Raw genomic sequence first — 24689 nt, 5'->3', positions numbered from 1 at the left:
TAGAATACATGAATACGGTTACTTCACGAGACTGTAAAGAGTTTCTTTTAAAAACCACTGACGAATACGTATTTCTCGCGTTACAATAAAACGTGGACTTTTAATAGAGGTGGTTTTTTTATGATTCAAAGAATAGCAAAAGAGTGTTTAGCGGGTTTTACCGTAGCGATTGTTGCATTGCCACTTGCGATTGCATTCGGGATTGCGGCGACAGGGACGTCGGAAGGTGCGTTAGTTGGGTTGTACGGTGCGATTTTTGCAGGATTATTTGCAGCTTTGTTTGGTGGTACAGCAGGGCAAGTAACAGGTCCTACAGGTCCCATTACCGTAATTGCGACAGGCGTTATTGCAAGTCATGGACTTGAGGCGAGTTTTATTGCATTTATGATGGCTGGGCTATTCCAAATTTTATTTGGGGTATGTAGACTTGGTTCGTATATACGTTATATTCCGTATTCAGTTGTTTCAGGATTTATGAACGGAATTGCACTTATCATTATTTTAGGTGAGATGAAGCATGTGAAAAATAGCTTCTTACTTGTTTTGTTAACGATACTTGTTATGCTTGTCGCAGGGAAGTGGATTAAAGCGATTCCGGCAAGTTTAATTGCGTTAGTTGGTGTGACGCTGGCGTTGCCGTTATTTTCTCAATTTTTACAAGGACTGACGATTCAATTACCTTTTGTGGGAACGATACCGTTAAACAAGATGGTTGAAAAAATCGGTGCAATTCCAGAAGCGATGCCGTCTCTTCATTTACCTGTCTTTAGTGGATCGACAGTATTAGAACTTATTTTGCCAGCACTTAGTATTGCGTTATTAGGATCAATTGACTCGTTATTAACATCTGTTGTCATGGATAATGTAACAGGTACAAGGCATAAAAGTAATAAAGAATTGATTGGTCAAGGACTAGGGAATATTATGAGCGGATTGTTTGGCGGATTAGCAGGAGCAGGCGCAACTGTAAGGTCGATTGTGAATATAAGAAGCGGCGGGAAAACAGCACTATCAGCTTGTATGCATAGTGTTATCTTATTTATTTTCATTATGGGGCTTGGTGCGGTTGTCCAATATATTCCACTTGCAGTACTATCAGGTATTTTAATTTTAACCGGTATTGGAATGTTCGATTGGGATAGTATGAAGAAGATGCATGTAGCACCAAAAGGTGACGTTGTTGTCATGCTGTTAACGATGGTGATTACAGTGAAATTTGATTTAATGATTGCCGTTGCATTTGGTATTATTCTTTCCTTCCTTTTATATATGGTGCAATGTAAGAAACGAAAAGCTTCTATTGTAAAAGGAGAAGATGATACGTATATGATTCAAGGGCCGCTTTCCTTCTTATCTGTTGATCGTATTTTTTCTTCTTTACAAGAAGTAAAATCTCATTTGACGTTACGTCTAAAAGATGTACATTATATGGATACTTCAGGTGCGATGGCATTATTAAACTTTATGGATCATACGGAGAAAATGGGTGCGAGTGTAACACTTGAACATGTACAACCACATATTGAAAAGACATTGCTTAGCTTGGCAAATGATCAACAAAGAGAAAAGTTGATTATAGTGAAAGAGCGATAGAAGTGTAAGAGCGAAAAAGCGTCCTTCTGAAAGAGAAGGACGCTTTTTTCTTTGAAGAATGATATATGATTCCATAAAAGTCCGATTGGTGAAGGTCAATAATTAGTGGGGGATAAAGAACCCCCACTGATTCAAGTTTTACTTTATACGTTTTGTGGAACGGTTAAGGACTGTGCAATGTATAAACACATTTCTTTTTCAAAATTGCTATATGTACGTAAGAAGATTTCTAGACCTTCTTTTTGATATATACGTATAGAATCTTCCTGTTGATATTGCTGTAATCCAATTGCTTCTTTTAAATTATGCATCGCATCTAAATGATTTGCCCAGTTTTGATCGAGAGCGTGTAAGCCTACTTGTTGTAATGTTTGTTCTCGTTTTGTATGAGCATATAGCGCACGCACCTGATCGAAATAGTTTGCAATTGTATTTGCAAATCGCTTATTGAATGATTCAATCGAGTTCACCGTACTTGCTGATAATGTTGGTAATTCTTCTATTGGCATAATAGCGTGTAATTCTTCTAGTAATGCAGTGAAATTCCATTCCTCTGGGATTATTTCTTCCAGAAGGTATTTCTTTGCGATAGAATGGATCGTATGCTCTATCATTGGAAGTATTGTTTCGATTATAATTGTTTCTTCATGTAAGAAACAATTGCGAAGTTTATAGATTATATTTCGGTGTTCAGCGATTACATCATCTAATTTCACATGATATTGATGAATGGAAAAATGATTCCTCTCACAAATGAGTTGTGTACGATTTACAAGATCATGTATTTTTGGAGTAAGAATGAGTCCATTATCATCCGTTTTTAATGATGGACTTAATTTTGCTATTTCTTCCTGGGCAAAGCGCTGGAACATGTCATCCTCTAATGAAAGGAAAAATTGTGAGCTGCCAGGATTATCTTGTTTGCCAGCGATACCTTTTAATTGGTTATTCATGCGGCGAGATTCGTGACGTGTTATCCCGATTACATGTAAACCGCCAAGTTCTTTTACGTTGTCTCCTAATACGATAGGAGTACTGCATCCATTCATATTTGTTGCAATTGTAATGCTTCCTTTTTGTCCAGCAGTTGCAAGGAGAGCCGCTTCTTGCTCTTTGTTTTTTGTATGTAGTAATTGATAAGATAAGTGTGCTTCATCTAAATAATGAGATACCATTTTTGACTGTAAGGTGGATCTTGTGTTGATTAAAATAGGCTGTCCCTTAGTATGTCGTTTGATCACCTCTTCACGTACGGCATGATATGTATGATGAGCCGTCATATAAACGAAGTCTTTTAAATCTTCACGAATGATAGGGCGATTCGCTGGGATTGGTGTAACATTTATATCATATATAGGATACAACTCTTTTTCAGTTGTACTTGTTATACCAGATAACATCTGATACATACGGAAGAAGTTTTGAAGTGTAATAGACGCTTCTGTTTGCTTTTTAACTGTAATTTTCAAACCTTCTTTTACTTCAATTGCTTCATGTAAACTATTACTTAATGAATGTCCATCCATTGCACGTCTTGTAACGGTGTCAATCAGCATAATTTTGTTATTATGCACGATATAATCAACATCTCGTTGGAATGTAACGTGTGCATGCAAGGCTAGTGTCATATAATGATAAAAATTTTGATGTTTCATATCGTATACGTTATCAATATGAAATAAATTTTGTATTTTCGTCATTCCCTTATCTGTAAAGTTAGATGACTTTGTCTCTGCATCATATGTATAGTGAATGGTGTCTTGAAATGATTGAATTGCTTTCGCACATAAGTAATGTAATTTAGAACTGTCAGTTTTTTGTTTGGCTATAACGAATGGAGCTTTCACTTCATCCATTAAAACGCTATCGATTTCATCAATCATTGCAAAATGATAAGGGCGTTGCACTTGTAAAGATGATGAGGTTTGCATGTTATCTCGAAGGTAATCAAGAGCAAATTCAGTTCCGGTTCCATATGTAATATCGGCCCCATATGCACGTTTCTTTTCAAGCGGTTCCATTTCTGAAACGTTTAATCCGACTTGTAACCCAAGAAACTCGTGAATTTGACCGATTATATTCTTATCACGTTTTGCTAAATAATCATTTGTTGTAATAACATGTACACCTTTTCCTTCTAAAGCGCGTACATAGGTTGGTAGGGAAGAAGTGAGTGTTTTTCCCTCTCCGGTTGGCATTTCTACAATATTTCTTTCTAATAATATAAGTCCTCCAATTAGCTGTGTATCATAGTGGCGTAATCCGAGTACACGCCTTGCTGCTTCGCGAACGACAGCAAATGCTTCCACTTTTATATCATGAATTGTTTTTCCTTTTTGAAGAAGTTCTTTGAAAATCGTAGTTTTTTGGCGTAATGCCACATCAGATAGCGCTTCTATTTCTGGTTCAAGTGCATTTATTTCACCAATAAGTAATTCATACTTCTTGAGCCTACGCTTTGGTGAATCCCCTAATATTTTTTTGAACGAATTCAGCATGCTAATTACACCTCTCTTACGGACAATAGCCTCATTATAGCACATGTTATTAGGAACAAGTAGAAGTTGTAAGTATAAGAAAAAGTTGGATGATGATATAGGGAAATGTACATATAAACCATTTTGTACGATTTATAGCGAGTAATACGCCCACCTCAAGATTCGATAGGTGGGGGATTAAAGTAAGTGTTGCCCTTGCAGGTTTCTTAGTCTGCTTTTAAATCAACAATGACATAGGCTAATATGACGACAAAGAAAATACTAACGGCCGGTGCAGTTAATACATGGCCAGCCGTAAAGGCAATACCTAGAGCTAGCATGATCACGCTAGCAAGTAGCATATATCTTACAGTCATAATCGATTTGAAATTCGTAATGACGCGAATGAATAATCGAACTCCAAAATAAACAAATGGTAACAGATAAAGCAAGAAACCAATGATTCCAAATGCAAAGAATAAATCGTGAAAGTCCATTTCAATTAGTTTAATGGTATCTGCATTGTTATAGTTTCCTGCATACCCCATGCCAAGTAACTTTTGTGATGTAGGGGCTTCTTTATAGTATCGTTTATATACTTGTAAGAATGTGTCCCGGTCACTATAAATTAAGCTATTCATTTCTCCACTTGTTAATTTTCCTTCTGCACGTCTTTTTGCTTCTTCAGGATCCTCTGTAATTACTTTGCCGTTTTTTCTTGCTTCTTCTTCACGTGCCAACTTTTTATCTTTATATATTTGTAAATGAATGCCCATATTTTTGGCGATAGGAGTAAGCGGGGTGACCGCCAATAAACCGCCTAGTACAAAGAGAACAACGAATGTATTAACAAGATGTGTAATCCCTTTACCTACTTTTCTACGATGCATCATATATTCAATAAAAGAAAAGAGAAGTGTAATGCCGAGTGTAAGGATAATTGCTCCATAGCCTACTTTTGTTCCAACCATAATACCGGCATACATCGCGAAAATCGTTGGAATCCAGTAGTATATTTTAGAAAAAGAAGTTGTTTTTTGTACAGAATAGAGTACAACCATTGGGAACGTGATTGCTAAAATAGAACTTAATTCATTTCCCGCAAAGAACCACCCTCTAGAGCCGATTTTGTCGTACGAATAACTTGAGAAATCTGTTCCAGATGCAATAGAGACAATCATAACTATACTGACAATTAACGATGCATATAAGAAATATGTAATGAGTTTATCCGAAGTATATTGTTTATCCTTTAATTCTCTAAACACAAGAATATATCCAAACAGTAAAACGATTGGATACGTACTTTTCAAAATAAATTTTATTTCTTCGCCAAAAGAAATTGGGTGCTTGATGATCATATTGTTGACGAATCCAGCAGTAAGTATGATGCCAAGTAAGACGAGATAGAGGATATATTTCTTATTATTTGACTGCTCCCAATTGAAAAATAGATATCCTAAAGTGAGAATCATAAAGGAAAATCTTACGACAATTCCGACTGTCGCGCTCATGTGTAATGTGTAGATAGAAAAAGACGTTAATAAATCTAAAATGGGTTGTAAAACGATGAATAGTAGTAGGAAATGTGGGAAGTAGTTATTCGTTTGATTGAACTTGTTAACCATGTTTTCCTCCATTTTTTCATTTTTACATGATAAGGTAAAAAAATATCAAGATAAGAATATCCCGTTAATTCAAGTTTCACTTTATTATAAGGATAAATAGAAGTGACTATGCGGCAAATCTGTTGGAATGTAGTGAATTTTGTATGATACGGATAAGATTTCTAAATTTGCGAGTTTATTAGACAGAAAATTACGAAAAAAGAAGGGTTTTTGACCTCCGTTCTTTAATTATATAAGTATAATCTTTAGGGAAGAAAGAGGGATATATAATGGAAGTAACAAGTAAAGCAGAGTCGGTAGTTGTGAAATATGAAGGGCGAGTAGCAACGATCATGATGAATCGTCCAGAAGTATTAAATGCCTTAGATGAATCTACGCTGAAAGAGTTATTAGTGAAACTGAAAGAAGTAGCTGAGAGTTCCGTTCATATTGTCGTACTATGCGGGAATGGACGCGGTTTTTCTGCGGGTGGAGATATTAAATCTATGCTTTCTAGTAATGATGAGAGTAAATTTGAAGGTATCATGAATACGATTTCTGAAATTGTTGTTACATTATATACAATGCCAAAGCTTGTTATTAGTGCTATTCATGGCCCAACTGCAGGTCTTGGCTTAAGTATTGCTTTAACTGCTGATTATGTACTAGCGGACATTTCATCGATCATTGCGATGAACTTTATTGGAATCGCTTTAATACCAGATGGTGGAGGGCATTTCTTCTTACAAAAACGCCTTGGTGAAAATATAGCAAAACAAATCATCTGGGAAGGGAAAAAGTTGTCAGCAACAGAAGCGCTAGAAATTGGATTAATTGATGAAGTAATCGGAGAAAACTTCCAAGGTGCTGTTAAACAAAAGATTGATGAATGGCTTCAAAAACCAATTAAAGCGATGATTCAAACGAAACAAATTTTGTGCGAAGTAAATCGTTCAAATTTAGAACAAACACTGCAACTAGAAAAACGCGGGCAATACGCAATGAGAAAAACAGCTGATCATAGAGAAGGAATTGCGGCATTTTTAGAAAAGCGTCCGCCAGCGTTTAAAGGCGAATAAAAAGGAAAAAGTGTTAACACAGCTTTAAGTGTTAGCACTTTTTTAAGTAAAAGAGGGAACAGATGAAAAGAAAAGTTATATTCATTACTGGGTTGTTTACGATTATGTATTTTGTCTTGCATAGTACACCAAAGCTTGCTGTTCGCACGGCGCTATTTTTTGAGGGACATCCTATAGTTGCTATAGGGGAAGAAATTACGAAGGAAATCAATGTAGAAAAGGAAGCACTCCCAGCTGATTATCAAACATTGTATGGAACAGAAAATAACGAACCAGATCATTATTTCTTTCCTCATGTACAAGCCTATGGAACAGGAATTGATATGATGAGTGCATGTGTGAGAAAGAATTTATTTTTCTATAAAGCAGAGCTCGGATGCTACTAAATATGGAAAGAAGATATGCTATAGTATAAGTATGATATCTTGGTGGAGGTAGAATCATGTCAACTTATAACAAGTTAGTTAGAGATCTTGTTCCAGAAAAGATTTTAATGTCTGGAAAAACATATACTTCAAAAAAATTAACAGGTCAAGCATACATAGAAGCATTAGCGAAAATCGGAACAGAAGAAATCCGTGAATTCGCCTCAATGAAAGAACGAGAACACGCACTAGATTCACTGGCGGACGCACTTGAAGTGATCATTTCACTTGCGCGTGCAGAAGGTGCAACAATTGAAGATATTGAACGAATTCGTAAGCAGCAAGAAGAAGAGCGTGGTGGATTCCAAAGAGGAATTTATTTGTTGGATGTTTCGGAGGAGTAGTTTGATAGAGTATTTATTTTAGGTAGGGAGAGAATGACATGGAAAACAGCAAACACTTGTATCAGGTTGGGGACTATCGTCTATGGCTAAACACTGAAACAGGAGCCCTGCAAATGAAACTTGACGGGAATAGAGAATTGTACAACATACCGAAGAACACGAAATTGTACGAACGGCTATTAAATGACTTTTTCAGCAAGCCAGTAGAGCAGGAAAATAAGTAGTTAAGATAGTAGAAAAGCTAGAGTATATCGAAAAAAAACTTGTAGAAATTGTTGAGAAATTCAAGAATACAGATGAAAATTATGTATTTGAAGAGAGCTCTAATCTATTAAAAACTAGTAAAGATTATATAAAAAGTGGACTGTATGGATATATCCTAACATATGAAGTAACTAGAGAAATCCCCCTAAATTTTGATTCAATACCATCTAAACTCCTAGAAGGCGAACAAATTGGTGGTGAAGCTAAAGGATCTATTGTAGAGTCTGGATATAAATTTTCGGATGAAAGTACACTTTACGAAAAATTGGTAAGTGGAGAAGCACACGGAAGCCTCGGGGTAGGTCCTTTTGGATTAGGATTTAAGTTAGGCGTAAATAAACATAATTAATGTAAAAAAGGGGCACACTCCATGATGTCATTTGAGACTATAAAAAAAATATTTATCGGTTTTGGAACATTAATTTGTATAATCAATATCATTTCTATTTCATTTTTATCAAATTTAGATATTGCTTCGAAAATTAAAAGTATAGCTTTTGTATTAATTTTGTTCCTTCTCATTTGGTTTATCCTTTATAAAGTAATAGCATTTATTTATAGAAAATATGAAATTCGCAAAAAATACTAAGGGAGATATATCATAGAGAATACAAAAGAATTTCTTTCAATTGGAACTGTTATTACGATTTATGGCAGAAAACAACAACACTCTAATGGAAAAAATTGAGATTTTACACACTCTTTGTTATTTTACTTTTGTTAGTTTTAATTTCGTTACAAAAAGGCTAATGATAAAAAGTATTCCCGTTAGCACCCATCCAATCGTAATCGCAGTAGAGGTATGCAGAGCATAAGAGATCTGTAAACAAAGTAAAGATGATAAAAACCAAATTAGTGCAATTTCTACATGTTTTTTTGTTAATTTCATTACAATAATCCCCTTTGTTATTCAAATGTACTATAAAATATTTTACCATAATTATGTAATTGTAAAAATGAAATATACAAAAATCTCTATCGTTATTAGTAGAGGTTTTGTGATAATTTCTGTATACTGAATATTAGAAAAATAAAGTAGGGGGAACTACATTGGCACATCATGCAAAAGAAACAATGGAATTAATTAAACAGCTTGTTTCTATTCCAAGTCCATCTGGAAATACAGGAAAAATCATTCATTTTATTGAAAACTACGTAAAAGAATGGAATGTAGAAACGAAGCGTAATCATAAAGGTGCACTTATTTTGACGGTAAAAGGAAACAACGATGAACAACACCGTTTACTAACTGCTCACGTTGATACATTGGGTGCAATGGTAAAAGGAATTAAATCTGATGGTCGTCTTAGCTTATCGATGATCGGAGGGTTTCGCTGGAACTCTGTTGAAGGGGAATATTGCGAAATTGAGACAGCGAGTGGAAAAACGTATACAGGGACAATTTTAATGCATCAAACATCTGTCCATGTATATAAAGATGCGGGCGAGGCAAAACGTGATGAAAAAAATATTGAAGTTCGCATTGATGAGCGTGTAACTTCAGCGGATGAAGTTCGTGAACTAGGAATCGAAGTAGGGGACTTCGTCTCATTTGATCCGCGCGTCCAAGTTACAGAGAGCGGCTACATAAAATCACGCCATTTAGATGATAAAGTAAGTGTGGCAATTCTATTGAAATTAATTAAAAGATTACAAGACGAAAACATTACATTGCCATATACAACTCATTTCTTAATCTCTAATAATGAAGAAATTGGTTATGGCGGTAATTCTAACATTCCAGAAGAAACGGTAGAATATTTAGCTGTTGATATGGGAGCACTTGGAGACGGACAAACGTCGGATGAATATACAGTATCTATTTGTGCGAAAGACTCTAGCGGTCCTTACCATTACGGTTTACGTAAACATTTAGTAGAACTTGCGAAAGAAAACAACATCGAATATAAAGTAGACATTTATCCATTTTACGGATCAGATGCATCCGCAGCAATTCGTGCTGGTTTTGACGTGAAACACGCACTGATTGGAGCGGGGATTGATTCTTCCCATGCATTTGAGCGTACGCATGAGAGTTCGATTGCGCATACAGAGGCGCTTGTGTTTGCTTATGTGATGTCTGAGTTAATTGGAGAATAGCGAAAAGAGGTTACCTGGCATTGGGTAACCTCTTTTTATATGGCCAATGTTGCCGGTGTAAGCGGAAAATATTCCTCACCTGCAATTTTAGTATGAATCTCAGTTGAACCCATGCTACTTAATTGTTCCCATCCCACCAATTTCTACACTTACCTTGACGTTTACATCGCCCTTTGCCAATGCTTTATTCCATTCGTTTTGGACTTTTTTCCATTCTGGATATGTGTAAGTTCTTGCATATACCCCAAGCCCAATAGGATCGATTTTGGCAGTTTGTATTTTCTTTATTAATTGCTTGAAATCAGCTTCCAGCTTAGTTTCAATCGCCTTTTGTAATTTTTCTGCGTACTTTCTTGTATTGAACGAAAAAAGCCGTTCTGTAATAGCGATTCTCATCTTTACATCTATATTAAATATAAAATGATTATCATACCTTACCTTTGTCTTTACTTTAATATTTTGGGCACTAAAGCTTATCCAATCTTTATCTTGGCTATCTGACTTTAGTTTAATTGGAATTGTAAATGGAAACTCACCTTTAGCTTCTTGTTGCAAAATACGTAATAGTCTGTTCTCATCGGATTTTAGCGTTAATTTATACCTTCCTTTTTCATCCAACAAAGCTGTACCTGTCACCCATATTCTATTCTTTTTTTTCATCTCAGTAATACTTGCTGTTATCCCTTTGTCTGCTATTTGTTCATGTAGTTTTTGAAGCGTTGTTTTTACTGTGATATTTCTTGAAGAGGCGGTATCAACTAGTTTTGTTAAATACACTGGAAGCCGCGGCTTGTCTTTTGGGGTATAAAAGATGACGTCCGAAACAGGTCCATCTACAGCAACAACCCTTTCGGTAACTGTATTTTTGGGATCTCGGTAAAATGGATCGAGGTACTTTTCCCAGTTTTTTTGTTTCAGTAGCCGTTTTCCAATTAAAATAACCTGTGTTTTACTTCCCGAGGTAAGCGCCATAACCGTAGAGTCAAATTGGTCTCTAGATTTTCGAACCGTAACAGATTTCACACCAGCAGTTTCTTCTTTTACCTTTGCTTCTTTATTAAAAACAGGACTTGACATGTACACCAATAAATTATTATTATGATCTAAATCGATACCAAGGATAAGAGTAAGGGAAACATCTTCAACATTTGTTTGATCAAAGCATCCAGTCATCATGAACACCGATAACAAAATACAACATAGGACTTTTCTTTTCAATGTATCCCCCCCTGTCGAGACTTCCCATATACCCAGCTATACATCCATAAAATGATAGGTGATATATACGTCAATCCAAATCCAGCATTCGATACTACCTGTTGCCAAGTTTCGGCTTGATTCCAACTAGGACGAGTCCAAAATACGAAGCCGATAATGAGCAATAATAGAACAATGACATGAGAGCTGTGATCTTGTTTCCTAAGTAATTGGCTCGAACAAAATACAGCGCAGTATATGCAAGGAATCCAGGCTGTAGAAACAACGGTTAAGTAAACAGCCAATAAAATCATGTCAAAACGTTCTAAAAAACGAAATTCAATTACTTTAAGTAAATTTAGTACCGGCTGGTTAAATTTTGTAATGCTATCAGGGCTAAAATAGGCAAAACAAACAATAGTAGCAAATAAATAAAATAACATCGTTAAAGTGTTTGCAATAACCATTCCATGGACTGCATACTGTTTTTTTTGTAAAAAGGGATATAAAAAGAACGCAATATCAAACCCTAAATAAGCAAAAATAGTGGTCGGCACAGCCGTTAATACCGGTTTCCATCCTTCTTTTAAGAGCGGAAAGAAGGGCAGCAGGCTTCCGCCATCTTTTAGCGGTATCAAAAAAAACAGCGGAATCCAAAGCACCATATAAAAAGTAAGTTCAGAGTACCGCCCTATAATACGAAGGCCGTTACGTGCAATAAGAAAGGTAGGAATCGAAAACAAAAAGATAATGATATAGTCAGGTGTTTTCGGAAGAAGCCATCCCTTAAGATAAAGCATAGCGTTTATAAGAACGATACAAGAATAAAAAGCGAAGTATATCATGTAAATAACAACGAGTGCTTTCCCTACTATTTTTCCAAAGAATCGTATAAGAATGTCATAAATTGTGTCCTCGGGATATTTTGCAGCTGTTTTTACTATAAAAACACCTGCTATTGTGGAGAGTACCCAGCCGATAAGTATAGCCATCCATCCATCTGTCCCAGCTTTTTCCGCAAGTACTCGTGGGAGAGATAAAACTCCAGTGGCCACCTGCATTCCATTGATTAAAAAAATATACTGCATAAGCGTGATATCATTATAGGCATACTTTTTCATAGTTTCACCTTTTATTATGATTCTTTCCTTGTCGAATAGATTGAATGGCTCTTGTACCCTTAGGGCGCTTTCTTATTGCCCATAAAGGAAAGCGTACAAAAGTATCCTTCATATCTGTAAAGCGAAACGGTGCCAATGGCGTTCCGTAAGGAGTACCTAGCGATTCAAGACTGATGAGATGCCCAACTAATGTCATCCACCCGATAACAAGTCCTACAATTCCAAATAAGGCAGCTGATAGCATCATTGGAAAGCGTAAAAGTCTAACTGCCGCCCCCATATCATAATTAGGGATAATAAAAGAAGCGATGGCGGTAACAGCAACAACAATAATCATAATGTTGCTTACAATTCCCGCCTGAACAGCCGCTTGCCCAATAATAATCCCGCCTACAATTCCAACTGTCTGACCGATCGGAGTAGGAAGCCGCAAAGCCCCTTCCCTCATCATTTCCAATGTCATTTCCATAAGCAGTGCTTCCATAACTGGAGAAAATGGTACGCGCGTTCTTGATTCCGCAATAGACAAAAAAAGTTCTACAGGAATGACTTCAAAATTAAAAGAAATAAACGCAACATAACTCGCAGGTAAAAATAGAGCAATCATAAAGGCGATAAAACGAAGCATTCGAATAGAAGAAGCAACTAACCACCTTGTACCGTAATCATCCACTCCTTGAAAAAAGGAGATAAAATTTGTTGGGGCAATTAATACATTAGGCGAATGATCCATTACAGTTACAAATCTGCCCTGTAGAATATGAGATACTGCCAAGTCAGGTCTTTCAGTTAATATAAATTGCGGAAATGGTGAGTACGGGTTATCTTCAATAAATTCGATCAGTTCACCATTACTAGCAACAGAGTCGACCGTAATACTTTGAATCCGTGTTTCTAATTCCTTCAGCACATCGTCAGAAGCTACATCTTTCAAATATAAAATAGAAATCTTCGTTTTGCTTCGTACACCAATTATTATTTCTTTTATCATTAATTCGGGATGGGGAATATATCTTCGAATCATTGCGATATTTTGACTTCCAGTTTCTATAAATCCTTGATGCGCACCTTTTAGAGCTATTTCATTATGGGCATCTTCAACATTTCTTTGCGGCCATCCTTTCGTATCGAATTGATGCGCTGTCGTTCGGCCTTGGATTAATAAAACACTATCTCCTCCAAAAATAGCATTTTCAATCTGACTCCGCGTATTAATAATTTTAATTTGTCCTAATGTAATTGGAAGTTCCTTATTGGTATCAAAAACATTATTTATTAAAGGATTTAGAACGTGATTTTGAATCAATTGTTTATCTGTTAATCCAGACAAATATATTAAAGCTGCTTCTAATCCATCCCCTTTCATTTGAAAACGACGAATCACTAAATCGGGTGCTTGACGAAATACATTTTGAATATCAGCTATGTTTTTCGAAAAATCAGTGTCTAAGAGGGAGTCCTCTATATTTTTTTCCTGAAAATGAGCATTGTCTTGTAGTGAAGATGACTTAGAATCGCCTCTATATTTTAATCGTTGCAGAAATTTAGCCATGGCTCCCTCACTTTCTATGTGCTTTCTATCGTATGTTTAGTATGCATATACGAAGAAAAAATATCCTAATAACTAGAGGGATAACGCCAAAATTGTTACTGTGCCGGTTAAGCAAATCTCCAAAATAAAAAGTATTTCTTTCTGCATGACTAGTAGAAAGAAATACTTTTTTATTTTTATATATTTACCAAAGGCAGTAATGTCCGAATTTGATCAATATCAGAGTTCCAAATAACGTGATTCAGTTGATTTGTCGTTTCGATCATGTTGTCAGAAGATCGGCATGAGATATCGTTCACATATCATGAGAATGCTACAGTCACTCTCTCTTTTACAACATACATCCCATATTTGCTGGCAATAGGTATAAATTTTTCAATATCATCTCCGTAATGCATAAGATGCACTTTTGAATGATATTCTTTAGGGTAGTACGCGCAAATCTCATCAAATGAAGCGTGAACAGGGTTTGGAACAAATGAAACATCTTGAAAAATAGCAGTGGTTTGCTCATTGATTCGTTCTTTTAATCCGCTGTTTATTAAATCTTGAATGTCGGAAGAGAAGATGATATTTGTTCCTGTATTCATATCGGTAATATGGAGTGCATAGCTTTGCATTCCAGCACAATGCATGTTTGATGTATCGATGAATGTAAACTGGCAAGAGTCTATTTGGATACTGTTTTCATGAGTTAATATGATTGGCTGCATGTAATCAACATAAGTCATACCTTGATTTTTCAATCCTGAATGCAGCAAGCTCTCATAATGTGGCAACTGAGATTCTAGCATAATGAATTTCGTAAGTTTAGGAACGTGTTGTCCATTTTCAAAGTTCCAATAGTTGTGAGTTAGTAATTCCTCAATGCCACCCGCGTGATCGAAGTGGAAGTGCGTAATAATAGCGTAATCAATGTCTGAATGCTTCATACTTGCAGCTTGTAAACTATATTTTAAAGAAGTGCCTCCATCAATTAAGAGACGTTTGCCTTCAAATTCAAAAATGTAGTTATTATTGAAAAAGCGTTTTGATAGTGCAGAACCGGTACCAAGTGCTGTAATTTTCATGTATTCACCTCTATATGAATTTTTAACCAAAAATATAGTGATTATATAATAAGTATTTTGTAAGATTATACTATACTCCAATTGTTAATGGAGTGAATATGGGGAGGGTATGTTATTGAAACTGCCAAATGTGTATATAGTGTACATTGATTTAAAAGGGTATTCAAAGCTGAAAGAAGATCAAAAACACACATTACTTTGTGAATTTATTCCAAATCAGTTTGAAGAACGTTTTCAAAAGCACATTGAAAAGGCTGAGGTGTCTAATACATGGGGTGATGCTGTTTTGGCGGTTTTTTCCAATGGAGCCGAAGCTGCTGACTTTATGTTGACATACAGAGATGCTTTTAGTCAACTTTCATATGACAAGTTGCCCGTTATCCCTCGCATTGCTGGACACTATGGGGAAGTGTACAAATTCTTTGATAAAATATTGAAAAAGGATAACGTGATGGGGAAAAATGTTGATACAACAGCGCGCATTGAACCAATTACCCGTCCTGGAGAAGTATTTGTAACAAAAGAGTTTAAAGAAGCTCTAGAGGATACATTGGAATTAAAAGGGACATACGATTTTTCAGATTTGGGAATTTTGGATTTAGCAAAGGATTTCGGCAAAATGGAACTCTTTCGTTTAAGAGGGTACGGCGAAGAAGAGCAGATAGTTGATAGTCTGTTTGAACAAAAGATTAACGACTCCCTTCCGGAACTTGATGAGAGCAGTGATGAAGAAAAGAAAACTATAAAAAGAATCGAAGACATGAAGAAGAAAAGTGAAATTGAAAGAGAAATAGATAAGCAGTTTATTAATATAGAGAAGAAGTCTGGTGCTTTTTTAGAAAAGCTAGCAGAGATTTGTAAAAGCAGCGGTTTATATGAGCAAAGCCTTGAGATTATTTTTGAACTGCAAAACCGAACAGTTACGATAGACCGAGGTGTACATCTGCGGCCGTATGCATCAAAAAAGAAAATTATTACGATAAAGGCTGACTGTTTGAGCCGTTTAGGTAAATATGAAGAAGCTGCTACTTTACTGTACAGCTTATGGCAGAGTATAGATGATAAAAATTCAAAAGATGCATATGACATTCTATCTACGCTAGCTGCGCAATTTAAAAGGAGAGCGCTTGCTTCTAGACCAGGGGATGTGAAAATAGATTTGTTGAATCGAGCGAAAGGTCTTTATCTTACGGCCTTTAAAATTAACCCGCAAGAGTACTATCCTGCTATTAATGCTGCCTATTTGTATAGAATGACAGAGGAATTAGGACATGAACAATCTAAAGAGATTGGTAAGAAATTAGCAGCGTACATTATAAAAACATGGGGGAAAACGGGGATTGAAAGAAACTGGTGGCTCGATGCTTCGCTTGCTGAAGCAAAAATACTGCAAGGTCGATTTTCTGAAGCGGCGGCAGATTTCCGTGACGCGATGGGTGAATATGTGAATAAGACAAAAATGTTTGAACTAGAATCGACGAAAGCACAAATCGAGCAGTACTTAAAGGTAGTCGGTTTAGAAGAAGACGGAGCAGAGATTCTAGATGTGCTTGATGAATGGATTCATCAATATGAAGAAAAGGAATATGTAAAATGAAACTACAAAAAAAGGCACCAAACAAAATTTTAAAGAAGTTGCTTTTGGATACAGTGCATGGGGATCGCTCTTTTCTCTTGCTGCAAGGAGACTTACTGCAGGATGAGGGAGATGTTATCGTCATTACGATACACGATCAAGGGGGTAGCCCGCAAGGCGATTTATACGACTTAGTAAAAGAAAAATTTGATATTGATCATTGGCATGAGAAAGAAATTTATTTTCTTGGTGATCATGGCTGGATTGGAGAAGTACACTATGAACATAGGGAAGGAAGACATAATCCGGTCATTTTAACATTGCATACTGGGCTTCCTGAAGGAACTACTTTTGAAATTGCAGCGTATGAAAAGTATGTAAAAGGAACATTTGCTGCGCTGGCTGCACTAGAATTCGAAGGAAGAAGTTTTCGAGAACTTGCGCTTCCAGTTCTGATTCGCAAAGGGCTTGAGGAGAATTATGAAGAAGCAATACAATGCTTGATTAAGCATGCTACATCTTGGTTAAAGAGCTCCAAATGCTCAGAAACGATAAAATACTATATTCATAAGCCAGAAGATGCTGTCAAATGGGAAGAATCAATGGAATCAGTACTGAGTAGAACATATATTAGCTATTCCAAAGCAGGCATCGTGGATCAGCTGCGTAAAGAGGTACTTACAGTTATTGATACATATAAAAAAGAAGAATATCTATGGCGGGAAGTACTGTCACCTTTAAGGGATTCCCTGTCTATGCAAAAAGATAGAATTCCTCCTGAAACAAAAAAAGTCGCACGGCTTTTGGCAGAGGCAACCGTGAAGCTCATATGCGAAAAGCAGGGTATTCCGTTCCATCTTCAAGCGAGCAATCTGACAAGTATGATTGGAATATTGAAGAGTAGAGGCATAATCCCTGAACTGGCTGCTCAATACCTGTATATGCTTCGTACTTTCGGTAACAAAAAATCACATATTGACAATAGCGATCAATTCAAATACCCAATTCGTACACTCGGAGAGGACGATGAAATTATACTTCTATCAACAATACTGCGTTCGTTGCGCTATTATGCCAATATATTAGGGAAGTAAGGGGGTTACTAGTTAGTGAAGGAAATAAAAGAAAAAGCAAGTTATGAAGAAATGCTACAAAATGTGATAGATGACGGGAAAGTGAAAATAGAGCTGCATCAAAGAGAGAAATCCGCAAAAACTACCTTTGTTATCAATTTAAACAATCACTTGAACAATTCTCTTAGATTCGCAGATACAAAGGCAGCAGCTTTAGTTGCCGCTAACGGATTAATTACAAAGTTTGTAATGGAACTTGGAGTGAAAGGATATACCGTTAGTGCTATTTTGCTTAAAATTGGTTTGTTTTCTATATTGGTAGGAATTTTGTTATCGCTTGTAGTAGTTATACCGCGAAGTAAGCAAAGTAAGGAAAAAGGCATTATGTATTGGGATAATATCGCGAATATGGAAAAGCAAGAATACACAGAAACTGTGACGAGTATACCGAATGATGAATTGTTCGAGAAACAAATTGAAAACAATTACCATCAAGCAGAAATACTGAAAGTGAAATTCAAAAGGTTAAGGACTGCTTTTCTTATCAGTATCGCAGGCTATTGTAGTCTCGTTCCCGCGCTTGTTATCATACTACTTTAAGTAAAAACAAGGGCATGATTATAACTGTACATTAAGAAAAAACATAGTATAATCTAAAGAACTGGAAAAATTTATTATTTTTTTGAAAAGGAGTTTCTTATGACATACATCCCAAAACCTATTGATATTGCACACATCCAACTTTCTGAGGATATTTCTGAGCTGACAGAATTACTAGCAAAAAATACTCATGACGTATGGGCAGCACAAAGGATGAAAGAAGGCTGGACATACGGACCAAAGCGAGATGACAGCAAAAAAGAGCATCCATGCTTAGTCGAATATGAAGAATTGCCAGAGCAAGAGAAAGAGTATGATAGACTGACAGCGATAAATGCAATTAAGACAATTGCCGCGCTTGGTTTTCATATTGAAAGAACAGATAAATAGCTAAGATGAACAAGACAAATTTGTATAGGGATGAATTTGTCTTGTTCTATTTATGTAAGTATAAAACCGCGAGAAAACCTGTCCTTTTTAGGGTGGGAGAGAGGATCCGGCCAAGCATAGAAGCGGACAGAGCCTTTTTGAGCCCCATGCGGTGTTTAAAACAGAAGGAGAAAAAGAGAGTAGGACTTTTTTTGTTTTGATAGCAGTGATTGAGATGTGGATGATGAAAAACCGCGAGAAAACCTGTCTTTTTTAGGGTGGGAGAGAGGATCCGGCCAAGCATAGAAGCGGACAGAGCCTTTTTAAGCCCCATGCGGTGTTTAAAACAGAAGGAGAAAAAGAGAGTAGGGCAACTTTTGTTTTGATAGCAGTGATTGAGATGTGGATGATGAAAAACCGTGAGAAAACCTGTATTTTTAGGATGGGAGAGAGGGTCCGTCCAAGCATAGAAGCGGACAGAGCCTCTTTGAGTCCCATGCGGTGTTTAAAACAGAAGGAGAAAAAGAGAGTAGGGCAACTTTTGTTTTGATAGCAGTGTCGTATATATCTAGATTTATAATGATGGAAAGGTTGGGATAGTGATATGTGGGAAACGATTCGGATATTTGTTTCATCTACTTTTATAGATATGAGCGAAGAGCGGGACTGGCTAGTACAACATGTATTTCCTAAGCTTCGAAAAAAATGTGAGGAGCGTAAGTTACGGCTTGTTGATGTTGACTTACGCTGGGGTATACCGGAAGGAAAGATAACGGATGAAAATCTTGCGGATATTTGCTTAGAGGAGATAGAGAACTGTAATCCGTTTTTTGTATGCTTACTGGGGAGTAGATATGGTACGCTTGCGAAAGTCAATGAGAAGAGAAAAGCGGAATTAATGCTGCAGGATGAACAGCATTCTATTACAGCTTTAGAGATTTATCATCGCTTGCGAAAGATGCAGGAGAAAAAGGGTGGCGTTTTATTTTATTTCCGTGATGTTTCTCCGATTAAAGGAGTTCCAAAAGATGTGAATTCGGAAGGGGACTTCAAAAAAAAGTTAGCGGAATTAAAAGATGATATTTATAAAGAGGTAGATCATGACCTTATTAAGGACTATTCACACTTGTATTCAAAAGACGAACAGTCGGAGTTTATGAAATTAAATAAGGTCGCGTTTGGGAACCTGGTATTTGAAGATTTGTGGAAACAAATTGATGAAATGTATCCGGTAAAGCATGAAGAACAAATGGATGAATTGCAGCAGGAAATGAATCAACATACGAGTTATGAGGACTATAAATCAAGTCAGTTTTTAGCTAGAAAACAAGTGCTGCAAGATATAATGCAGCATATTCGCTCCCATAGCGGCCAGCCAGTATTTGTAACAGGGAAAGCGGGATCCGGAAAATCTTCCTTGATGGCACAAATCATTAAAAAGTACAAAGAAAAAGAAACAGATACTTTTGTTCTTCCTGTCTTTGTTGGACTAACCGCTCGGACCGGAAATGTCAAAAACATCGTGCGGTACATCTTTGAAGCTTGTAAGTCTCGATATAACGACATTGATATTCCGAATGATCATGAGGATTTGCATCTGTTATTTGAGCAATTGAAAGACAGAAAAATAGCTATTTTTATAGATGGTTTAGATCAGATTTCTGATGAAACTTGTAAAGATTTGCATGCATTGCTGCCGATATCAATCCCAGATCATGTTCAGTTGATTATAAGTGCAATCTCAGAATCTAGCCATATGAAAGCGATCAAAAATGCATTTTCGCCTACGCAAATATTTGCTGTGGATAAATTAGAAGAGAGCGATATTAAGGAAATTGCTCAAAATGTTTTACAGCTTTATGGAAAAAAAATAGTGCCTGTGCAAATTAACTCGCTCTTGCAAAATAAAGGGACTGCTAACCCTTTATATTTAAAACTTGTAATTGAGGAATTGAGATATTTTGTTCCAAAAAAAGTCGGTAACATTGATAAGCAAATTGCGGAATATATAAAGAGTTTACCGTCTGATCTAAAAGGAATGATACAGGTGATTTTGGATCGGTTAGAGCGAGATAATGACAAAAATATTGTGGCGCATACCTTGGCTTTCATTAGTAATTCTCGCATAAGCTTGTCTGAAGATGAACTGAGCGAAATCCTTTCAACAATGTATGGAAAACAAGTACCCGAATTCCAGTGGATTATTTCTAGTTTGAAAAATCATTTGTTGTCATGTACAGAAAAGAAATTTCAAACAATCCACGTGTATCACCAAACGATTCGAAATGTAATTCAAGAAAGATATTGTGGCTCAAAAAAGGAAATGAAGAAACTGCATCGACATTTAGCAGGGTACCATTTCGAGAAATTTGAAAGCAGAGGGAATCATACGCTAGAGGTGTATGATGAAAATAATCGTTCTACGAATGAATTGTTGTACCATTTCATGATGGCGGAGCAATGGGATAAAGTTCTCTATATCATAAGCGATATGAATTATTTGGAAGCGCAGTTTAGAAGCCAGTATATATATAGATTCCTAGAAGATGTCTATGCTTTACATAGTTATGAATCTATACCAAATGAACTGAAGGAAAAAGTAGAACAGTTGCTTCTATTTATTAGTAGGGAAAAAGATTTACTGGTTCAATACCCAGAGCTTGTCTTGCAGCAAGCTTTGAATCAATGTGATGTACCGTATTTGAGTGAAGAAGCTGCGAATCAAGCTGAGAAGCAAACTGAAGACAAGTTTATTTTCCAATTGGAGAATAAACAGCATGTTAATGATCAAATATGCCGAAAACTCAGTGAAAGTAGCGAAGTTTGTGATGTAGTCATATCACAGGACGGCAAGAGAGTTTCCGCTTTACTTGTGGATGGAACGTGGAAGATGTGGAAAGTCCAAACGGCTCAAGAGGAAATTCATCGAAAACTTCCTTCTTATATGCAAGTAAACGCGCATAGCGTACTGTTCAATAGTGGAAAAGCTATATTTGGAACAGATAAAGGGAAATTATACGCTATTCATATTGAGTCTGGAATTCTTATGGAACAGGATGATTTTACGTATGATTCACAAGCGATTCAAAAAATTGCTGTGTCTGAAAACGAAAAATATGCGGTTGTTGTTTATGATAATCATGTTGTTAAAGTTTGGAGTCTGGAAGAACGGAAAGAATTACAGCATTATCAACTTAGCTCAAAAGTAGAGTCTATTAAATTTGCAGCATCAGATGCGTCAGCGATGCTTTTATGTGAACAAGGGACAGTTATGAAAATAGGGATTGTAACGAGAGAAGAGGTCTTTGTTAGCCTTGGAAAAGAAATTGACAGATTCGATTATGTACCGCATGAAGAAAGAGGGATTTATGCGAATCAGCATACGGTTCATCTTATAACAGGGTCGGCTACTTCAGAAGAATTGTATTGTGACCGAGAAAAGCGTCCGATTGTGGCCTGTACAATGGATCAAAACGCTGAAACAGCAGCATTCGTTGCGCATAATAACGTTCATATATGGAAAAATGGGTATGAGAAATTGAAATCTATATTCAATGTAGCTTCCAATATTAATCATATTTCATTTATTCCAAATACAAATCAGCTGCTTTGTATTCAAGAAAATCGAATCATTCAATTGCTAGATTTCGAACAGAATAATGATAATAGTGACGCTGTGTATCAGAAAGAAACAATTTTCTTATGTGATTTTTGGAACGAAGGGAAAAAATTCAATACAGTATGCCGGGATGGTTCTTTTAAAATATGGGATTTAGAGATAAAGACAACATTAAAGTTATTTAAAGAACATGAGAAAAAGCAGATCCAGCATACAATCATCTCCAAAGATGAAAAAATGTTTGTTACTGCCGCATACAAAGATGAAGAACATACGGTTACTTTATTTGATTTAGATAACTTGTACGAAGACGGGCGTGAGAAGCACATCATTAAACCGAAAATGGAAGAGGTCAAAGTCATTGCACGAATAAAGGAGAAACATCTCAAACATCTTTCTGTATCACCTGACGGAAGATTTTTAATCATGCAGGACCAATTCGGCATTGTTAGCTTCACAGACTTATATCAAGTGAAGGACGAAAAATGCTTTTCCCCTAACAAGTTTCTATTAAAGGTTGATTCAATTATAAGTACTAGTTTCAGTAAAGATGGATCTCTTGTAGCAGTTGCATTTTCGGACAGTACGTTACGTATATATAACTTGCACACGAAGGCTGAGCTATTCCAAGGAAAAAGCATGCAACCTGTTAAAGGGATAAAGCTTCTTCCTAACAATAAACAAATTATCTGTCGATATGAAAAAGACGTGACAGTAATGGATCTTTCTGGAGAAGAGCAAACCCTTCTTAAGCACGAGGCGCCAACTTTGGACGTTTCTACAGACGAAAACCAATCTGTAGCTTCTGTATCAGGTGACGGCCTTCTTAAAATCTATAAAGAAGGTCATATTATGGAGCAGCAAGTCTGGACAGAGAATGAATCATCACAAGATGACTATAGCCCAAGATGTGCATTTTTGACGGAAGGTTTAATGTTAACAACATCTAATGATCAAATGGTCCGCTTCTGGAAAGTAGGCAAGCAAAGCATTGAACTGGCAGGAGAATATCATGTGCCAGGAAACTGCCACAGCTTCGCTTGGGACGAAAACGGCAATATCGCTTTTGCCGATAAACAAGGGAAAATTCATTTTGTAAGACGTTTGCATGAGGTTCCGGTAGTGGTTGGGTAGAAATAAAGGCAGTATAGCCGGAGTGTAGAAACAATACGCAACAAAAAGGTAGCATCATCATAGTAAAAGGATTAACCGGCATAAAATGAAATTCAATCAGAGAAGAAGTTGATTCTAGGTGCACGCATGAAGAGGCGTTTGTGTTATCTGAGTTAATAGAAGAATAGGAGAGGAGTGATTGGTATTTGTATACCAATCACTTTTTTTATCCCGCTTCAAAATGCACCAAAATCAAAGCGGATAGGTGAGTGTGGATAAAAGTTTCACTTTATTTGAATCATATGATATCATTTAACTTTATTAAAAGAGTATGTGAGCGATTGTAAGGAGTTAGGAATACGAGCTAATTCCTAGAATTAAAGTGTTCTTTAATAAGTAAAGAATCCGATGAAAAGGACTAATAAAAAGAGACAAACTTGCCTCGGCTTATTCGTCCCTTTTTTCATATATTTCATGTGATATGGTATGACTGAGAATGATAGGGAAGAACAATTTAAAATGATAAAGGATGCGAACAGATTGAATAATCACAGCACAACACCGGCATTTATATATACGTATGCATTCCGCGAGGATGAACGATCTTTATGTTATATGGAGATGCGCTCTCTTTTTGGAGTGGAGTCTCATGTTAACATTTTGAAAAGTAAGGTTAAAATTGAGCCGAGCCGAAGTCCGTTTATTAAAGAACGAATCGAAGTGATGTATGAAGGAGATGACCTGGCAAATATTTTAGAACAAGTAGAACAAATTGATTTGGCAGGAGCTACATTCAAAGTTATTTTTGTTAAAATTAATGATCTCAATGAATCAAACAAGATAGAATACGGACAGCGCCGTGTAATTGAGAGAGAAATCGGTATGGTGATTGAAGGGGAAGCGGACGTGCATCATCCAGAGCGTGTATTTGGAATTGTTCCTCTTGGTGGACGTTGGTATTTTGGAGAATATATTGAAAGTGAAGCTGTTTGGTATAAGCACGTGAAAAAACCACGCAGTTATTCTACGTCACTTAGTACACGTGTTGCGAGATCTGTTGCGAATATCGCTGTGCCAAATCCTGATGGAGTTAAAGCAATTGACCCGTGCTGTGGCATTGGAACAGTATTGGTAGAGGCACTGTCCATGGGAATTGATATCGTGGGTCGGGATATAAATCCTCTTGTTGTAATTGGATCTAGAGAGAATATTGCGCATTTTGGATTTGAAGGAGACGTAACGGTAGGGCCGATTGCGGATGTCACAACAAATTACGATGTAGCCATTATCGATATGCCGTACAATTTATTTACACATGCGACACCAGAAGATCAATTCTCAATTCTTAAAAATGCACGTCGTTTTGCGAAAAAAGTAATTGTTGTAACCATTGAGACGATGGATCACATGATTAAAGAGGCTGGATTTGAAATTACAGACCGTTGTATAGCTAAAAAAGGGACATTCTCTAGGGAAATTCTTGTTTGTGAATAAAGGAAAGTGATTGGTA

General features: G+C 36.5%; 18 protein-coding genes. 11 read left to right on the top strand and 7 right to left on the bottom strand.

The features are described from left to right. Positions 1-120: 120 nt before the first annotated feature. Positions 121-1593 (top strand): SulP family inorganic anion transporter, encoded by a 1473-nt coding sequence (locus CN373_RS11060; protein ID WP_098359338.1) that lies wholly within the window; start codon positions 121-123, stop codon positions 1591-1593. Positions 1594-1736: 143 nt separating this feature from the next. Here the strand turns inward: CN373_RS11060 and secA are convergent, their stop codons facing one another. Together secA and CN373_RS11050 are read right to left on the bottom strand one after the other, a co-directional pair. Beyond that, positions 1737-4091, bottom strand: a complete 2355-nt coding sequence (secA, locus tag CN373_RS11055; RefSeq protein ID WP_098359337.1) for a preprotein translocase subunit SecA — start codon at positions 4089-4091, stop codon at positions 1737-1739. A 206-nt stretch (positions 4092-4297) separates the two neighbouring features. Continuing rightward, entirely contained in the window at positions 4298-5698 is a 1401-nt protein-coding gene (locus CN373_RS11050) for an O-antigen ligase family protein (RefSeq protein WP_098359336.1), read from the bottom strand. A gap of 269 nt (positions 5699-5967) precedes the next feature. On the opposite strand from CN373_RS11050, the gene CN373_RS11045 reads away from it, so the two are divergent. From CN373_RS11045 to CN373_RS11035, 3 genes are all read left to right on the top strand, one after another. Next, positions 5968-6756 carry an enoyl-CoA hydratase gene (locus CN373_RS11045; RefSeq protein WP_098359335.1) on the top strand — a complete coding sequence of 263 codons (789 nt, stop codon included), beginning with the start codon at positions 5968-5970 and terminating at the stop codon, positions 6754-6756. Positions 6757-6818: 62 nt separating this feature from the next. Then, positions 6819-7142 carry a hypothetical protein gene (locus CN373_RS11040; RefSeq protein WP_098359334.1) on the top strand — a complete coding sequence of 108 codons (324 nt, stop codon included), beginning with the start codon at positions 6819-6821 and terminating at the stop codon, positions 7140-7142. 56 nt (positions 7143-7198) lie between these two features. Further along, a complete protein-coding gene (locus CN373_RS11035; RefSeq protein ID WP_098359333.1) occupies positions 7199-7525 on the top strand; it encodes a nucleoside triphosphate pyrophosphohydrolase in 327 nt (108 codons plus the stop codon). 970 nt (positions 7526-8495) lie between these two features. Here CN373_RS11035 and CN373_RS11015 read toward each other — a convergent pair. After that, entirely contained in the window at positions 8496-8678 is a 183-nt protein-coding gene (locus CN373_RS11015) for a hypothetical protein (protein ID WP_098359330.1), read from the bottom strand. Positions 8679-8839: 161 nt separating this feature from the next. Between CN373_RS11015 and CN373_RS11010 the strand changes: the two genes are divergently transcribed. Further along, positions 8840-9889, top strand: coding sequence for a M42 family metallopeptidase (locus CN373_RS11010; protein WP_098359329.1), 1050 nt, complete (start codon positions 8840-8842; stop codon positions 9887-9889). Positions 9890-10003: 114 nt separating this feature from the next. On the opposite strand, the gene CN373_RS11005 is transcribed toward CN373_RS11010, so the two are convergent. The 4 genes from CN373_RS11005 to CN373_RS10990 form a co-directional block, all read right to left on the bottom strand. Continuing rightward, on the bottom strand, positions 10004-11107 hold the full coding sequence (locus tag CN373_RS11005; protein WP_098359328.1) for a Ger(x)C family spore germination protein: 1104 nt from the start codon (positions 11105-11107) through the stop codon (positions 10004-10006). Beyond that, complete coding sequence (locus tag CN373_RS11000; protein WP_098359327.1) at positions 11104-12207, bottom strand: GerAB/ArcD/ProY family transporter; 1104 nt, start codon at positions 12205-12207, stop codon at positions 11104-11106. The genes CN373_RS11005 and CN373_RS11000 overlap by 4 nt, the downstream gene beginning before the upstream one ends. Before the next feature lie 4 nt (positions 12208-12211). Further along, on the bottom strand, positions 12212-13759 hold the full coding sequence (locus CN373_RS10995; RefSeq protein ID WP_098359326.1) for a spore germination protein: 1548 nt from the start codon (positions 13757-13759) through the stop codon (positions 12212-12214). 302 nt (positions 13760-14061) lie between these two features. Then, positions 14062-14829, bottom strand: coding sequence for an MBL fold metallo-hydrolase (locus CN373_RS10990; RefSeq protein WP_098359325.1), 768 nt, complete (start codon positions 14827-14829; stop codon positions 14062-14064). Between the two features lie 115 nt (positions 14830-14944). Between CN373_RS10990 and CN373_RS10985 the strand changes: the two genes are divergently transcribed. From CN373_RS10985 to CN373_RS10955, 6 genes are all read left to right on the top strand, one after another. Next, positions 14945-16426, top strand: a complete 1482-nt coding sequence (locus CN373_RS10985; protein WP_165771895.1) for an adenylate/guanylate cyclase domain-containing protein — start codon at positions 14945-14947, stop codon at positions 16424-16426. Continuing rightward, positions 16423-17499, top strand: a complete 1077-nt coding sequence (locus CN373_RS10980; RefSeq protein ID WP_098359323.1) for a hypothetical protein — start codon at positions 16423-16425, stop codon at positions 17497-17499. Before CN373_RS10985 ends, CN373_RS10980 begins: the two co-directional genes overlap by 4 nt. Positions 17500-17514: 15 nt before the next feature. Next, positions 17515-18078 carry a Pycsar system effector family protein gene (locus CN373_RS10975; protein WP_000658750.1) on the top strand — a complete coding sequence of 188 codons (564 nt, stop codon included), beginning with the start codon at positions 17515-17517 and terminating at the stop codon, positions 18076-18078. 99 nt (positions 18079-18177) lie between these two features. Beyond that, positions 18178-18468, top strand: a complete 291-nt coding sequence (locus CN373_RS10970; RefSeq protein ID WP_000221110.1) for a RyR domain-containing protein — start codon at positions 18178-18180, stop codon at positions 18466-18468. A 583-nt stretch (positions 18469-19051) separates the two neighbouring features. Then, positions 19052-23200, top strand: a complete 4149-nt coding sequence (locus tag CN373_RS10960) for a DUF4062 domain-containing protein (RefSeq protein ID WP_098359322.1) — start codon at positions 19052-19054, stop codon at positions 23198-23200. A 519-nt stretch (positions 23201-23719) separates the two neighbouring features. Beyond that, positions 23720-24673 carry a TRM11 family SAM-dependent methyltransferase gene (locus CN373_RS10955; RefSeq protein ID WP_098359349.1) on the top strand — a complete coding sequence of 318 codons (954 nt, stop codon included), beginning with the start codon at positions 23720-23722 and terminating at the stop codon, positions 24671-24673. Positions 24674-24689 lie beyond the last annotated feature (16 nt).

Source organism: Bacillus cereus (genome assembly GCF_002561295.1).
In the GTDB taxonomy this organism is placed as follows: domain Bacteria; phylum Bacillota; class Bacilli; order Bacillales; family Bacillaceae_G; genus Bacillus_A; species Bacillus_A cereus_S.
The sequence above is the reverse complement of the archived record's forward strand: the minus strand, read 5'-3'. Positions and strand labels throughout refer to the sequence as shown.